Genomic DNA, 14488 nt, shown 5'->3' on the forward strand with positions numbered 1-14488 from the left:
TTTACCAGCAGGGTGTTACGGCAACTCTGCCGAATTCATCCTGGCCAGGATGGTGGCCGTGCGGCGGTTCAAATAATTGGTATCGCGGTGCGCGTCGTAGTAGCGCGGGTTGGGCAGCATCACCGCCAGCCGGGCCGCCTGGCCGGCGCTGAGGTTGGCTGCACTGGTGCGGTAATAGTGGCGCGAGGCCGCTTCCGCGCCAAAGGTGCCGGTACCGAACTCCACCACGTTCAAATAAATTTCAAAGATGCGGCGCTTGTCCATCAGGGTTTCCAGCATGTACGTGATCACCAGTTCCTGGCCCTTGCGCACGTAGCTGCGCGAGCCGGACAGGAACAAATTCTTGGCCAGCTGCTGGGTGATGGTGGAGCCGCCCGCCACCACCTTGCGCTTCTTGTTGTTTTTCTCGTAGGCTTTTTGCAAGGCCTCCCAATCGACACCCTCGTGCTCGGAAAAATTGGCGTCTTCCGAGGCGATAATGGCGCGCTTGAGGTTGTTCGAGATGCGGTTGTACGGCACCCAGGTCTGGCGGATTTCGGCCTTCGGATTTTTATCCTGCAACGCCGATTCCTGCTCGCGCATGAAGCTGGTCATGCTCGGGTTGTGATCGACCCACCACCAGATTTGCAGGAAGAAATACAACTGCACCACCAGTACCAGCACCACCGGCACGATGAACACCCACTTGACCCAGCCGAACCGGCCGCGTGCCGCAGCAGGCCTCGGCGATTTTTTGGCCGCCTTCATAGCTGCGCACGCAGCGACTGCAACACCGGCGCGGTGTCGGGATGGACGCCGCGCCACACGGCAAACGCCTCGGCCGCCTGCTCCACCAGCATGCCCAGGCCGTCGCGCACGGCCGCGCCATGGCTGGCGGCAAATTGCAGGAACACGGTGGGCTCCTTGCCATACATCATGTCCAGCGCCAGTGCGCCCGGGGCAAACACGGTGGCGGGCACCGGTGGCAATTCCGCAGTGAGGCTCGCTGCCGTGGCGTTGATCACCAGGTCGAATGCGCCGTCGATCTCCAGATAGCCACAGGCCGATACCACGCCGTCTCCGCCCAGTGCGGCAAACTGGTCGGCCAGCGCCTGGGCCGTGGCCACGGTGCGGTTGGCGATGACCAGCTGCGCCGGACGGTGTTCGAGGATCGGCAACACTACGCCGCGCGCGGCGCCACCGGCGCCCAGCAGCAGCACCCGGCGGCCACCGATCTGCATGCCGGCGTTACCGACGATATCGGCCACCAGGCCGGCGCCGTCGGTGTTGTCGCCGATGATGCCGTCTTCGGTAAAGTGCAAGGTGTTGACAGCGCCGGCGGCCTGGGCGCGGATGGTCAGGGCATTCGCCACTTTGACGGCTTCGAGCTTGAACGGCACGGTAACGTTGGCGCCCTTGCCGCCTTCGGCGATAAAGGCGTGCACGGCGGCGGCAAAGCCGTCCACCGGCGCCAGCCGTTTTTCGTACTGCACGGCGTGGCCGGTCTGGGCCGCGTAGGCGGCGTGGATGTCGGGGGATTTGCTATGGGCAATCGGGTTGCCGAACACGCAGTAGCGGTCCGCTGGTGCCGGAGTGGCTGTCATTATTATTTTGCTCCACCGAGCATGTCGGCTTCCAGTTTATCGTCGCGGGTGAATCTGAAGGTGGTCACGATGACCCACAGGTCGTCGCGGTCGCTCGAGCGCATATTGGCCGGGAACTTGCCGAACGGCGCGGCGCGCCGGACGATATCGATTGCCGCCTGGTCCAGCGCCGGGTTCTTCGAGCTGGTAGTCACTTCAATGCCACCCTCCTTGGTGTAGATGGTGCCATCCTGAAATACCGGGATCGACAGCACCAGCTGGCCGTACAGCTTGCGGCCGTTTTTCTGCGGGAAGTTCAGCGTGCCCACGTCCTCGATGCGCTTTTGCAGGGTCTTGTAATACATGGCGTAGCCCACGCCGCGGGTGCTGGGACTGAGGAAGGTCTTGCGCGGGCGCTTGTTCTGGTCTTCGATGGTTTCGCTGATCTCGGCGGCGCGGCGGGCAATCGCCTTGCTCGATTCGAGCAGGTCGGAGCCGCTGGCCAGCGGATCGGGCTTGGTGTCTTCGGTCACCTTCGGTACCGCGAACGGGTCCTTGCGCCTGACCTGGTTGAGCAGGTTGCGCTGCTGCTCTTCCAGCGCGGCGATGCGGCGCTGGGTGGCGACGATGCTGTCGCCGGTTTCCATCTTGCGCATGTCGGGCAGCGGCGACTTGGAGCGGCCCTTGTCCACCGTGCCGCCGCCGTCGAGGTTGGCCTGCGCCAGCGCCTCGGCCTTGAGCGGAGCGTTCTTGTGCTTGGCGTTGACCAGGATGACTTCCAGGCCCGGATCGGTGGGTTTGACCGGGTTGGGCGGCGGCGCAACAAAGCGCACGGCCAGCAACGCGGCATGCGCCAGCAGCGAGATGCCGATGGCGGTGTAGAGGAAGCGATTTTGTTGGAATGACTTCACGCGATGCCGGGGTGGATTAGTTTGGGCAATTTTACGTTAAACAATCGACGATGAGCTAACCGCAAATCCGTCATTCCGCATCGGCGGACCGCCGCGCAGCGGGGAACCCATGGAACCTGTGGACAGTGACAGCGGTTGCTTATACCGGCGGCCCATGGATCCCCGCGTGTGCGAGGATGACGAAGCAGAAGGCGATGGTGCTTACGGCGTTGCTGGCTGTACGGTGTTGGCATCGGAGCTGTCCGTGGTTTCCGCTTCCGCTTCCACCGCCGCCTCGGGCGCATCGACCGCCTCTTCCGGCACATCGAGCTCCTCGTCGTCGAAGTCTGCTTCGGCGCCGGTCGGTGCGGTCGCGGCCGGCACCTCCAGCAGGCGCGCTTCGATCGTCAGTTCCACCTCGTCCCAGCGCAGGATGTCGAGCTTGACCTCGGCGCCGCGCGCCACCGACGGCATGCCCGGCAGGCGGATGATGAGCGGCAGATCGACCAGGCGCAGCACCTCGTCCTTGAGCACCACGGCCTGCACCTGGCGCGCATTTTCCTGGCCCAGCCAGCGCAGGCACCAGTAGCGTTCCATGTTCGACTGGTGGTCGCCATAAGCGGCGTACGCGGCGTCGAACTGCGAGACGATGGCGAACAGCGCCGAATCCTTGTGCTTGAACTTGGCCACCAGCGGCGCGGTCACGCCCTTTTCGGCGCAGGCCAGGATTTGCCACTGGTTGACCAGGTCGGTATAGCGGCGCAGCGGCGACGTGCTCCATGCGTACTGGTCCACGCCCAGGCCCTGGTGCGGCGCCGCGTGGGTGAGCATGCGTACCTGCATCTTGGCGGCCCAGCCGCCCACGCCCTGTCCCTGGCTGCGGTAGATGCCGGGCACGCCGCAGTCGTGCATCAGCTTGCCCCAGGTGCTGTTGGCAAAAATCATCAGTTCGGCGACGATCTTGTCGAGCGGTGCGCCGCGCTTGCGGCGGCTGACCGTCACCACGTCGTCTTCCACGTAGAAGTTGAAATCCACCCGGTTGTTCTGTTCGGGTTTCAAACCGAAGCCTTCACGCTTGACCATGCGCGCCGCTTCCAGCACTTGCGCCCACTGCCAGATCAGGCCCAGCGCTTCCTTGTGCGGGTAGTCGCCGGCGCCGCTGGCCAGGGTTTCTTCGTTGACCAGGTCGTCGAGGTCGTTGTGGCGCAGGTTGTTGGCGATCGGCACCATCTCGGCGCGGGTATCGGTGGCCAGCACCGACCAGTCGGCCGGATTCAGCGTGGCGTACAGCGACAGTGCCGGGCAGGTTTTACCTTCGGCCAGCGTGAACGCTTCGACCACGCTGTCAGGCAGCATGGTGATCTTGTCGCCCGGCATATACACGGTGGACATGCGCGCACGCGCCATCTTGTCCACGGCGTCGTCCGGCTTGATGGCCAGGCCCGGCGCAGCAATGTGGATACCGATGCGGATAGTGCCATCGTCCAGGCGGGTGACCGAGAACGCATCGTCGATCTCGGTGGTGGTGACGTCATCGATCGAGAACGCCTGCACGTCGGCCACCGGCAAACTGGTCGGCGGCACCGGGACGGCCACGTCCGGGAAACCGGCGCCGCGCGGGAAGTTCTCGAAAAGGAACTTGGCCATGTGGAAGTCCTTGGGCGACGCCAGGCCGCCCACGTCCAGCATCAGGCGCTGCGGATTCGTGTGCAGTTCGTTGCAGGCCGCTTCCAGCGCCTTGTATTCGATACCGTTCTTTTCCGGCTTGAACAGCAGTTGCAGCACGATAGGCTGCATCGCTTCGGGCAGCTTGCCGGCTTTCAGCTCTTCCACGTACTGGGCCTGGATAATCGCTTGCTGTTTCTTTTTCTCGATGCCGGCCTGGGCCGCGCGCAGCGACTGTTCCGGCGCTGCCTTGTAGCGGCCACGGCCTTTTTTATAGAAATAGATCGGCGCCGAATGCAGGGAGAGGATCAGGCCGGCCGCTTCGGCCGGCAACGGCGCGTGGCCGAAGTATTCGGCGCCCAGCTCGGCAAAGCCGAATTCTTCTTCACCGGCCACTTCCCACAGGAAGTCGAGGTCGATATCGGCGGACACGGCCTTGGCCTGGTCCATCAACTCGGTGGGCGACGGCTTTTCGTATTGCAGCAGCACGTCCTTGATCTTGACCTTGGTACGCTTGCCGCTGGCCATTTCCACCTGGTAGGCCTCGCCTGCTTGCGACATGATGGCGCCGACCTTGAAATCGCCGGATTCTTCGAAAAATAGATTCATTGCTCTTCTGTTCTTTATATATTGACTTGTTTCAGTTCCATCACAGAAGGCAAAAACACTTCCGTAACCAGCAGGGTACCGCGCCGGCGCCGATATAGACAGCGCCGTGCATATAATATGTTCGGCCGGGCCGACTCTCCTCCAAGCGCCGCCCGGGCACGCTGCGCCAGGGGATGACCTTCGCGCAATCTTGCAAATTCGAGCACACTGCGCCGCACCAGCGGATCGCCGAACAGCGTGGTGCCCAGCGACCGTTCGCCCAGCACACCAAACAGCGGCCAGTCGCTGGCGGTCGCCGACAATGGCACCACCGTGTGCGCAAATACTGCCGCCGTATTATCACACCGCAGCAGTACTTCCCTCTCCCATACCTGGCCAGGCCGCTGCAGGCCGATGGCTGCCGCCTCGTCCGCCAGGCAGCGGGCGGTGCGCTGGTGCAGGCACTGCACGCGGAAGGCGTGGCTGTGCGCTTTCAACCTGGCCGTGAGCGAACCGGCAGTGGTGAGCCAGTCGCGCAACACCGGCGGCGCGCTCAACAACAATGCTTGCGGCTGCCATACAGCCTGGCGCAACGACGCGCCACGCCGGCCTTGCGCAACGCTCAAGCTGCCGCCTCGACGCCGCAAAAAGCCAGTACCGCATCGCGATAGGCGGGGAATTCGGAAATGCCGTGGTCGCTGCCAGCGATCACGTGCTGGCGCGCGCCCGCATAATGCTTGACCATATCGCGATAGTCCAGCACTTCGTCGCCGGTGGCGGCGATCAGGAAATAGCGTTCGGGACGCGTGATCGGGTCCACCGCCAGCGCCCGTAATTCGTCGATGTATTCGCGCTTGAATTCAAACGGTTCGTCGGAGTGATACTGCGTGGTCACGCCCACGTGCTTGTCGAGATCCTGCAACGGCACGATGGCCGGATTGAGCAGCACCGCACGGCAGCCAAGGCGCTCGGCCAGCCAGGTGGCGTAGTAGCCGCCCAGCGACGAGCCGATAATGGCCAGCTCGTCAGCCGGCACGTCCTCGACCAGCGACAGCGCCAGTTCCATCGCCAGCCTGGGCGACGCCGGCAGTTGCGGATTCATCAGTTGGTCGGACAAACCAAGTTCGGCCATGCGGCCAGCGATCACCCGTGCCTTCATCGACTGCGGCGAGGACCGGAAACCGTGCAAATACAAAATCATGCGAGCGCTTTCAACAGCTTGGCGTGAACGCCGCCGAAGCCGCCATTGCTCATCACGATGACGTGGTCGCCCGGTTGCGCCGCTTGTGCCACGGCCGCCACCAGGGCATCGAGGTCTTCGAAGGCGCTGGCCTTGTCGCCCAGGGGCGCGAGCGCGTCGCCCAGGCTCCAGCCCAGCGCCTCGTGGCTGCCGAAGCCGAACACCAGGTCGGCATCGACCAGGCTGCCCGGCAGCGCATCTTTCATGGCGCCGAGCTTCATGGTGTTTGAGCGCGGCTCCAGCACGGCCAGGATACGGTTGTCGACGCCCAGCTTCTGGCGCAGGCCGCCCACGGTGGTGGCAATCGCGGTCGGATGATGGGCGAAGTCGTCGTAGACGGTGATGTCGCGCACCACGCCGCGCACTTCCATGCGGCGCTTGACGTTCTCGAACGTGGCCAGCGATTGCGCGGCCTGCGCCACCGGCACGCCGACATGGCGGGCGGCGGCAATCGCGGCCAGCGCGTTGGCGCGGTTGTGCTTGCCGGTCAGTTGCCAGGCCACGTGGCCGGCCGTCTCTCCCTTGAAGATGACGTCGAAGCTGCCGTCGTCGTGTTCGACCAGCGACCAGTCGGCGCCCTCGGTGCGGCCAAAGTTTTCGTGCTCGCTCCAGCAGCCGCGTTTCAGTACGCGCGTGAGCGACGCTTCGTCGGCATTATGGATCACGCGGCCAATGCCGGGCACGGTGCGCACCAGGTGGTGGAACTGGGTTTCGATGGCGCCCAGATCGGGGAAGATGTCGGCGTGATCGTACTCGAGGTTGTTGAGGATGGCGGTCTTGGCGTGGTAATGGACGAACTTGCTGCGCTTGTCGAAGAACGCGGTGTCGTACTCGTCGGCCTCGATCACGAAGAAGATCGAGTCCCCTTTGTCACTCTTGCCCTGGATGCGCGCCGACACGCCGAAGTTGCGCGGCACGCCGCCGATCAGGAAGCCCGGCGCATAGCCGGCGTCCTCAAGGATCCAGGTCAGCATGGCGCTGGTGGTGGTTTTGCCGTGCGTGCCGGCCACGGCCAGCACCCAGCGGTCTGTTAATATATGTTCGCCCATCCACTGCGGGCCGGAGACATAGGGCAGGCCGCGATTGAGGATTTCTTCCATCAGTGGATTGCCGCGCGACACCACGTTACCCACCACGTACAGGTCGGGGTTGAGCGCGGTCTGCTCGGGGCCGAAGCCCTGTATCAATTCGATACCCTGGGCTTCCAGCTGCGTGCTCATGGGGGGATAGACATTGGCGTCGCAGCCGGTCACGCGGTGGCCCGCTTCTTTTGCCAGGACCGCCAGGCCGCCCATGAAAGTGCCGCAGATGCCGAGTATATGTATGTGCATAGTAAGTAAGACTGTGGAGACGTACGTAGAGACGCGCGATCGAATACACGATTTTACCTGAGCCGACGCCTATTTCCCGGATCAGGGTATTATCTCGTCCATGACGCCCAACGTGATCGATGAAGTCCAGCTGCTGCGTGCGGAAATTGCCGCTGCCGCCGCGCGCCTGATTGCCGAGGACGGCGCCGACTACGGCATCGCCAAGCGCAAGGCCGCCAGACAAATCCTGGGCGACCAGCCGCCGCCCGCCAATGTCCTGCCCGACAACGCCCAGATCGAAGCCGAGGTGCGCGTATACCAGTCGCTGTTCCACGCGGACACGCAACCGGCGCGCCTGTTCCGCCTGCGCACGCTGGCGGTGGACATCATGGACAAGCTGGCGCAGTTCAACCCGTTCCTGACTGGCGCCGTGCTGGGCGGCACCGCCGGCCCGCACGACGACATCCACCTGCAACTATTTGCCGACAGCGCCAAGGAGGTCGAAATCTTCCTGCTCAACCGCAACGTGCAGATCGACATTTCCGAGTCGCCCCACTTCAAGGGTCCGCGCTACGATCCGGTCGAGACCGTGAGCTTCCTGTGGCAGCAGGAAGGCGTGCACGCCGAGCTGTACGAACTCGACGATTTGCGCGGCGCGGTCAAGGCCAGGGGCGACAAGGTGCAGCGGGCCGATATCGCTGCCGTGCGCGCACTACTAGTTAACAGTACAAGCAGTACTCACTCTTCCGAATCGAACCATGAATAAAAAACATCTTGCCGTCTATGCCGGCGTTGCCGTGCTGTTTGCCGCTGCCGGCGCTTACACCGGCATGAAGAAACAGGATGCGGCGCCGATCACGGCTACCGCCCCGGCCGGTGTGACCGGTCCGGTACAAACGCTGCTGGCGCAAACCATGCCCGACGCGGCCGGCAAGGCCACAGCGCTGGCGCAGTTCCAGGGCAAGGCCATGCTGGTCAATTTCTGGGCCACGTGGTGTGCGCCGTGCGTGCAGGAAATGCCGGAGCTGTCCGAACTCTCTTCCGGAGAAGCCGGCAAGAAGCTGCAAGTTCTCGGGATCGGTATCGATTCGCCAACCAACATCGCCGAATTTAGCGCCAAGTATAAAATCACCTACCCGGTGCTGGTGGCCGGCATGAGCGGCACCGACCTGTCGCGCCAGTTCGGCAATGTTAACGGCGGCCTGCCGTTCACGGTGCTGATCGGCGCCGATGGCCAGGTCAAGAAGACTTACCTGGGCAAGCTGAAGTTTGACGAGCTGCACAAGGATTTGGCAACGCTGTAATCTGGCAGACAGTGGCTACACGCATTTTTTTCTCTTGCCAATGCACGCAGTTGGCGGCAAAATGCGAAACTTTCGCGGAAAACAGTCTCGAACATGGCAAAAAACCTCCTCCTCCTGAACGGCCCCAACCTGAATTTATTGGGCACCCGGGAGCCGGAGATTTACGGCGCCGCCACCCTGGCCGATGTTGAACAAGCAGCCCAGGCGCAAGCGCAAGCCGCTGGCGCCACCTTGTCTTGTTTTCAGAGCAATCACGAAGGGGCGTTGATCGACCGCATCCATGCTGCCCGCACCGAGGGCGTGGACGCCATCGTCATCAACCCGGGTGGACTCACGCATACCAGCGTGGCCCTGCGCGACGCCCTGGCGGGCGTGGCCATTCCGTTTGTAGAAGTGCATATTTCGAATATTTACCAGCGCGAGTCGTTTCGCCACCATTCATTCCTGAGCGCGATCGCGATCGGCACGATCTGCGGACTCGGTATCGAAGGATATCGGTTTGCCATCGACTTCGTTCTTAAAAGGCGATAATCTACGCGATCTGCGCGCAATTTAACGCGGCTGCGCCCAAAAGGCGTTGCCGTCATCACTTAAAAACAAGATATTCCTGGGGGTTACATGGATCTACGCAAACTGAAGACCTTGATTGATTTGGTCGCAGAATCCGACATCGCAGAGCTCGAAGTGACCGAAGGCGAGAGCAAAGTCCGCATCGTCAAATCGTCGGCCATGCCGCAAAACCAGATGGTGATGATGCAGCCGCAAGGCATTCCTCAGTACCATGCAGCACCGGCGCCGGCCGCCGCCCCGGCTGTCGCAGCCGCGCCTGCCGTAGCCGCCGAGCCAACCGGCCACATCGTCAAATCGCCGATGGTCGGCACCTTCTACCGTTCGTCGGCGCCGGGTTCGGCAGCTTTCGTCGAAGTGGGTTCCACCGTCAAGGAAGGCGAAACCCTCTGCATCATCGAAGCGATGAAGCTGCTCAACGAAATCGATGCCGACAAGTCCGGCACGATCACCCAGATCCTGGTCGAGAATGGCCAGCCGGTCGAATTCGGCCAACCGCTGTTTGTGATAGGCTAAGACGAGTTTCAGCGCCCGCCCCGCCGCACAGTCGGTGACGGGCGCGCCGTCTTCCGCATCCCCTCCCTACTTGATGTTACCGGTCTCTGCCGGTGATCACAGAAATACGCGAACCTACCATGTTTGAAAAAATCCTCATTGCCAATCGTGGCGAAATTGCCCTCCGTATCCAGCGCGCTTGCCGCGAACTGGGCATCAAGACGGTCGTGGTCCACTCGGAAGCGGACAAGGACGCCAAGTACGTCAAGTTGGCCGACGAGTCGGTATGTATCGGCCCGGCCGCCTCGACGCTCAGCTACCTGAACATGCCAGCCATCATCAGCGCGGCCGAAGTGACCGACGCCGAAGCGATCCACCCGGGCTACGGCTTCCTGTCGGAAAACGCCGACTTCGCCGAGCGCGTGGAAAAATCGGGCTTCGTGTTCATCGGCCCGCGTTCGGAATCGATCCGCATCATGGGCGACAAGGTGTCGGCCAAGCAAACCATGATCAAGGCCGGCGTGCCCTGCGTGCCCGGCTCGGAAGGCGCGCTGCCCGACGACCCGAAAGCGATCGTGCAGATCGCCCGCAAGGTCGGCTACCCGGTCATCATCAAGGCGGCCGGTGGCGGTGGCGGTCGCGGCATGCGCGTGGTGCATACCGAAGCGGCGCTGATCAATGCCGTGGCCATGACCAAGACCGAAGCCGGTACCGCCTTTGGCAATCCGGAAGTGTACATGGAAAAGTACCTGGAAAATCCGCGCCACGTGGAAATCCAGATCCTTGCCGACGAACACAAAAACGCCGTCTGGCTGGGCGAACGCGACTGCTCGATGCAGCGCCGCCACCAGAAGGTGATCGAAGAAGCACCGGCGCCGGGCATCCCGCGCAAGCTGATCGAAAAGATCGGCGACCGCTGCGCCGAAGCCTGCCGCAAGATCGGCTACCGTGGCGCCGGCACCTTCGAGTTCCTGTATGAAAACGGCGAGTTCTACTTCATCGAGATGAACACCCGCGTGCAGGTCGAACACCCGGTTACCGAAATGATCACCGGCATCGACATCGTGCAGGAGCAGATCCGCATCGCCTGCGGCGAGAAGCTGCGCTTCCGCCAGCGCGACGTCATGCTCTCGGGCCACGCCATCGAGTGCCGTATCAATGCCGAGGACGCGTTCAAGTTCACGCCGTCGCCGGGCCGCATTACGTCGTGGCACGTGCCGGGAGGTCCCGGCATCCGCGTCGATTCGCACGCGTACGCTGGCTACTACGTGCCGCCGCATTACGATTCGATGATCGGCAAGGTCATTTCGTACGGCGCCACCCGCGAGCAGGCCATCCGCCGCATGCAGATCGCGCTGTCCGAAATGGTCGTTGAGGGTATTTCCACCAACATCCCGCTGCACCGCGAGCTGATGATCGACGCCCGTTTCATCGAAGGCGGCACCAATATTCACTACCTCGAGCACAAGCTGGCCGACATGCCGGAACTCAATAAACTGAGCCTGAACCCGAAAGCACCACAATGAGCTGGACCGAAATCGTCATCGAAATCGCGCGCGAACACGCCGAAGCCCTGTCCGAAGCACTGATGGACGTGGGCGCGCTGTCGGTCTCCGTCGAGGACGCCGATGAAGGCACCGATGCCGAGCGTCCGCTGTTCGGCGAGCCGGGCATGGAGCCGACCGAAGCGGCCTGGGACCACAGCCGCGTGGTGGCCCTGACCGACGAAGCCGACGACCAGGCGGTGATCGTGGCTGCTGCCGCCGGCCAAGCCGGCCTGGCCAAGCTGCCCAAGTTCACCACCCGCAAGGTGGAAGAGCAGGACTGGGTGCGCCTGACGCAATCGCAGTTCGCGCCGATTCACATCGGCAAGAACATCTGGGTCGTGCCGAGCTGGCACGAAGCGCCGGATCCTGACGCGCTGATCCTGGAACTCGATCCGGGCCTGGCGTTCGGTACCGGCAGCCATCCGACCACACGCTTGTGCATGGAATGGCTGGAAGCCCATCCGGCGCCCGGCAAGACCGTGCTCGACTACGGCTGCGGTTCCGGCATCCTGGCCATGGTGGCCAAGAAGGTCGGCGCTGGCGAAGTCGTGGGTGTGGACATCGATCCGCAAGCGATCGAATCGGCCGCCGACAATGCCCAGCGCAACCATTGCGAGATCGAATACTTCCTGCCCGATACCTTTGCCCAGTCAGCGCATGCCGAGCAGAAGTTCGACATCGTGGTGGCGAATATCCTGTCGAGCCCATTGAAATTGATGGCGCCGATGTTGTCGGGCCGCGTCGCGCCCGGTGGCGCACTGATCCTGTCGGGCGTGCTGGCGCGCCAGGCCGAGGAAGTGGCTGCCGCTTACGCACCGTTCATCAAGCTCGGCGTATGGGCCGAACAGGATGGCTGGGTCGCCCTGCACGGTCGCCTCGGCAGTGACGTGGTTCCCGCCGCGCGCTAATCACACCCATGGCGCTTGCCACCAAATGCCCCCACTGCAACACGATATTTCGGGTCGCTCATGACCAGCTGAAATTACGTGGGGGCATAGTGCGCTGTGGCTCCTGCAACCAGGTGTTTGATGGTAATGCGGCGTTGCTGGAGCCGCTGGCGCCGCCTGCCGCTACTCCTACCGCCATTGTGCCGGCCGCCGAACCAAGCGAGTTCGATCTCGATTTCGACGGCCTCGACGACGCTATCCCGCCGCCGCTGCCGATGATGGAAGAAGTTAATCTGCCGGACTCGGTGGCGGCGCTCAGCCTGGATTTCGATGATGAGGCCGGGACTTCGGCGGCCGAACCTGCGCCGCAGCCATTGTCCGCACAGTGGCGTGTCCGGCCGCCGGCGCCGCCAGCGGCGCCGGTATCGCTCACCAAGCCTGAGCCCGAGCCGCTGCCGGAGCCTGCTGTACTGGCTGACCCCGAGCCAGCCCCCCTCCCCGAACCAACCGCGCAAGACCTGATCAGCGGCGACACGCTGTCCGAGGAAGAGTTGCAAGCGGCGATCGAGGTGGAGCTGGCCGCGCTGGACGCGCGCATGGCGGCCGCGCAACCGGCGCCGGCGGTGCAAGCCATCCGGGAAGTCAAACCGGCACGCAGCGACGAGCGCCGTGAACCCACGCTCGACTTTTCCCCGCGTCCTGACGAACTCGACGAAGAAGACGAGCAAGCGCTGCTGCAACTGTCCCATGGCGGTCTTGCCGCCCAGGCGCAAGACGATATTCCGCCCAGCCATACGCTGCTGCGCACCGTCTCCGCCCCGCCCGCAGACCGCTATTACGAGCCGGAATTCCACAGCACTGAAACACTGGTGGCCGAGTCCGCGGTGGACCACCACACGCTGGAACCTGAGGCAAAGACCCCGGCAGAGGCAATTGCAGAGCCTGCAGACGACGAACCCGGCTTCGTCAAGCGCGAACGCCACCGCGAGCGCTATGGCCGCGCCACCACCATCGCCCTGTGCCTGGGCATCGTACTGATGCTCGGCGCACTGGTGGCGCAGGGACTGACCACCTTCCGCAACCCGCTGGCAGCGGCCATGCCGTCGCTCAAGCCGGCGCTGGTGGCCGCCTGCAAACCGCTCGGCTGCAAGGTCGAACTGCCGTCGCAGATCGACGAGCTGGCCATCGAACAGGGCGAGCTGCAAACCCTGAGCGACAACACGTTTTCGTTCTCCACGTCGCTCAAGAACAGCAGCGGCAGCGCCCAGGCCTGGCCGCACATCGAACTGGTGCTGGACGATGCCAACGACAAGACCATGTTGCGCCGCGTCCTCGCGCCGCGCGATTATCTCGATCCCGAAGTCGAGATCGCCCAAGGGTTTCCCGCACGCAGCGAACAACCTGTCAAACTCTACTTTGAATTGAAACAGCCCAGGGCATCGGGCTATCACATCGCAGTCTTTTATCCATAAAGAACCATCATGACCCAGACCTCCTTGATTTGCGGCTCGCTCGCGATCGACACCATCCTGCAGTTCCCGGGCCGCTTCGACAGCATCCTGCTGGCCGACCAGCTCCATAAAGTGAACGTGTCGTTCCTGGCGCCAACCATGCGCACCGAATTCGGCGGCTGCTCCGGCAACATCGCCTACAACCTCAAGATGCTGGGCGGCGATCCGCGCATCGTCGGCGTGATGGGCCAGGACAACGCGGCCTATATTGCCCGCCTGGCCAAGCTCGGCATCCCGTCGGACAACATCCTGATCAAGGAAGATGCCTACAACGCCCAGTGCTTCGTCACGGCCGACCAGGACGGCAACCAGATCAACGCCTTCCACCCGGGCGCCATGTCCTATGCGCACGAGAACGATATCGCCAGGGCCGGCCCTGCCGCGCTAGCCATCATCTCGCCGGACGGCCACCTGGGCATGCAAAAGCACGCGGCCGACCTGGTCAAGCTGGAAATCCCGTTTATCTTCGATCCGGGGCAGCAACTGCCGATGTTCAACGGCGAAGAACTGACCACCTTCATCGACCAGGCCACCTACGTCACCACCAACGATTACGAAATCGAGCTGCTGACGGAGCGCACCGGCTTGAGCGTGACCGACATCGCCAGCCGCGTGGAAGCGCTGATCATCACCCGTGGCGAGCAGGGTTCGGAAATTTACACCCGTGGCGAGCGCATCGACATCCCGGCCGTGCCTGCCACCGAAGTGCTGGACCCGACCGGCTGCGGCGACGCCTACCGCGCCGGCCTGCTGTTCGGCATCACCAACGGCTGGAAATGGGAAACCACGGGCCGCCTGGCCAGCCTGCTGGGCGCGATCAAGATCGCTAGCAAGGGTGCGCAAAACCACCGCCTGACGGCAGCCGAGATCGCCGACAAGTTCGAAGCCGCGTTCGGTTACCGCTACTAATCCTGCAGCCGTA

At 63.2% G+C, this 14488-nt stretch carries 15 protein-coding genes and 1 pseudogene; 9 read left to right on the top strand and 7 right to left on the bottom strand.

Translation table 11 applies throughout. The annotated features are described in order from the left end of the window. Positions 1 to 15: 15 nt before the first annotated feature. The 7 genes from mtgA to mpl form a co-directional block, all read right to left on the bottom strand. Positions 16 to 747 carry a monofunctional biosynthetic peptidoglycan transglycosylase gene (gene mtgA, locus ASF04_RS02190; protein WP_056137736.1) on the bottom strand — a complete coding sequence of 244 codons (732 nt, stop codon included), beginning with the start codon at positions 745 to 747 and terminating at the stop codon, positions 16 to 18. Continuing rightward, complete coding sequence (gene aroE, locus ASF04_RS02195; protein ID WP_056137738.1) at positions 744 to 1583, bottom strand: shikimate dehydrogenase; 840 nt, start codon at positions 1581 to 1583, stop codon at positions 744 to 746. Before aroE ends, mtgA begins: the two co-directional genes overlap by 4 nt. A 2-nt stretch (positions 1584 to 1585) precedes the next feature. After that, entirely contained in the window at positions 1586 to 2473 is an 888-nt protein-coding gene (locus tag ASF04_RS02200; protein WP_056137740.1) for an energy transducer TonB, read from the bottom strand. A gap of 201 nt (positions 2474 to 2674) precedes the next feature. Next, positions 2675 to 4726: a ribonuclease catalytic domain-containing protein gene (locus ASF04_RS02205; RefSeq protein ID WP_056137742.1), complete on the bottom strand. Its 2052-nt coding sequence runs from the start codon at positions 4724 to 4726 to the stop codon at positions 2675 to 2677. Positions 4727 to 4740: 14 nt separating this feature from the next. Beyond that, positions 4741 to 5331, bottom strand: coding sequence for a chorismate lyase (locus tag ASF04_RS02210; RefSeq protein ID WP_082488495.1), 591 nt, complete (start codon positions 5329 to 5331; stop codon positions 4741 to 4743). Next, positions 5328 to 5906, bottom strand: a complete 579-nt coding sequence (locus ASF04_RS02215; protein WP_056137745.1) for a YqiA/YcfP family alpha/beta fold hydrolase — start codon at positions 5904 to 5906, stop codon at positions 5328 to 5330. Before ASF04_RS02215 ends, ASF04_RS02210 begins: the two co-directional genes overlap by 4 nt. Beyond that, positions 5903 to 7276: a UDP-N-acetylmuramate:L-alanyl-gamma-D-glutamyl-meso-diaminopimelate ligase gene (gene mpl, locus ASF04_RS02220; RefSeq protein ID WP_082488496.1), complete on the bottom strand. Its 1374-nt coding sequence runs from the start codon at positions 7274 to 7276 to the stop codon at positions 5903 to 5905. Before mpl ends, ASF04_RS02215 begins: the two co-directional genes overlap by 4 nt. A gap of 100 nt (positions 7277 to 7376) precedes the next feature. Between mpl and ASF04_RS02225 the strand changes: the two genes are divergently transcribed. The 9 genes and pseudogenes from ASF04_RS02225 to ASF04_RS02260 all read left to right on the top strand — a co-directional run bounded on the left by ASF04_RS02225 (position 7377) and on the right by ASF04_RS02260 (position 14475). Further along, positions 7377 to 8021, top strand: a complete 645-nt coding sequence (locus ASF04_RS02225) for a hypothetical protein (RefSeq protein WP_056137749.1) — start codon at positions 7377 to 7379, stop codon at positions 8019 to 8021. Continuing rightward, positions 8014 to 8559, top strand: a complete 546-nt coding sequence (locus ASF04_RS02230) for a TlpA disulfide reductase family protein (RefSeq protein ID WP_056137750.1) — start codon at positions 8014 to 8016, stop codon at positions 8557 to 8559. The genes ASF04_RS02225 and ASF04_RS02230 overlap by 8 nt, the downstream gene beginning before the upstream one ends. Positions 8560 to 8652: 93 nt before the next feature. Next, entirely contained in the window at positions 8653 to 9090 is a 438-nt protein-coding gene (gene aroQ / locus ASF04_RS02235) for a type II 3-dehydroquinate dehydratase (RefSeq protein ID WP_056137752.1), read from the top strand. A gap of 87 nt (positions 9091 to 9177) precedes the next feature. Continuing rightward, complete coding sequence (gene accB / locus ASF04_RS02240; protein ID WP_056137753.1) at positions 9178 to 9642, top strand: acetyl-CoA carboxylase biotin carboxyl carrier protein; 465 nt, start codon at positions 9178 to 9180, stop codon at positions 9640 to 9642. Positions 9643 to 9761: 119 nt separating this feature from the next. After that, positions 9762 to 11147 carry an acetyl-CoA carboxylase biotin carboxylase subunit gene (accC, locus tag ASF04_RS02245; protein WP_019923128.1) on the top strand — a complete coding sequence of 462 codons (1386 nt, stop codon included), beginning with the start codon at positions 9762 to 9764 and terminating at the stop codon, positions 11145 to 11147. Next, the gene (gene prmA, locus ASF04_RS02250) at positions 11144 to 12076 is read left to right on the top strand and encodes a 50S ribosomal protein L11 methyltransferase (RefSeq protein ID WP_056137756.1); all 933 of its coding nucleotides are present in this window, start codon (positions 11144 to 11146) and stop codon (positions 12074 to 12076) included. Before accC ends, prmA begins: the two co-directional genes overlap by 4 nt. 8 nt (positions 12077 to 12084) lie before the next feature. Further along, positions 12085 to 12186, top strand: a pseudogene (locus tag ASF04_RS28650) (MJ0042-type zinc finger domain-containing protein); the annotation flags it as partial. Positions 12187 to 12189: 3 nt separating this feature from the next. Next, on the top strand, positions 12190 to 13527 hold the full coding sequence (locus ASF04_RS02255; protein ID WP_056137758.1) for a DUF3426 domain-containing protein: 1338 nt from the start codon (positions 12190 to 12192) through the stop codon (positions 13525 to 13527). Positions 13528 to 13536: 9 nt separating this feature from the next. Further along, positions 13537 to 14475, top strand: coding sequence for a carbohydrate kinase family protein (locus tag ASF04_RS02260; protein WP_056137760.1), 939 nt, complete (start codon positions 13537 to 13539; stop codon positions 14473 to 14475). Positions 14476 to 14488 lie beyond the last annotated feature (13 nt).

This window comes from Duganella sp. Leaf61 (genome assembly GCF_001421905.1).
In the GTDB taxonomy this organism is placed as follows: domain Bacteria; phylum Pseudomonadota; class Gammaproteobacteria; order Burkholderiales; family Burkholderiaceae_D; genus Rugamonas; species Rugamonas zoogloeoides.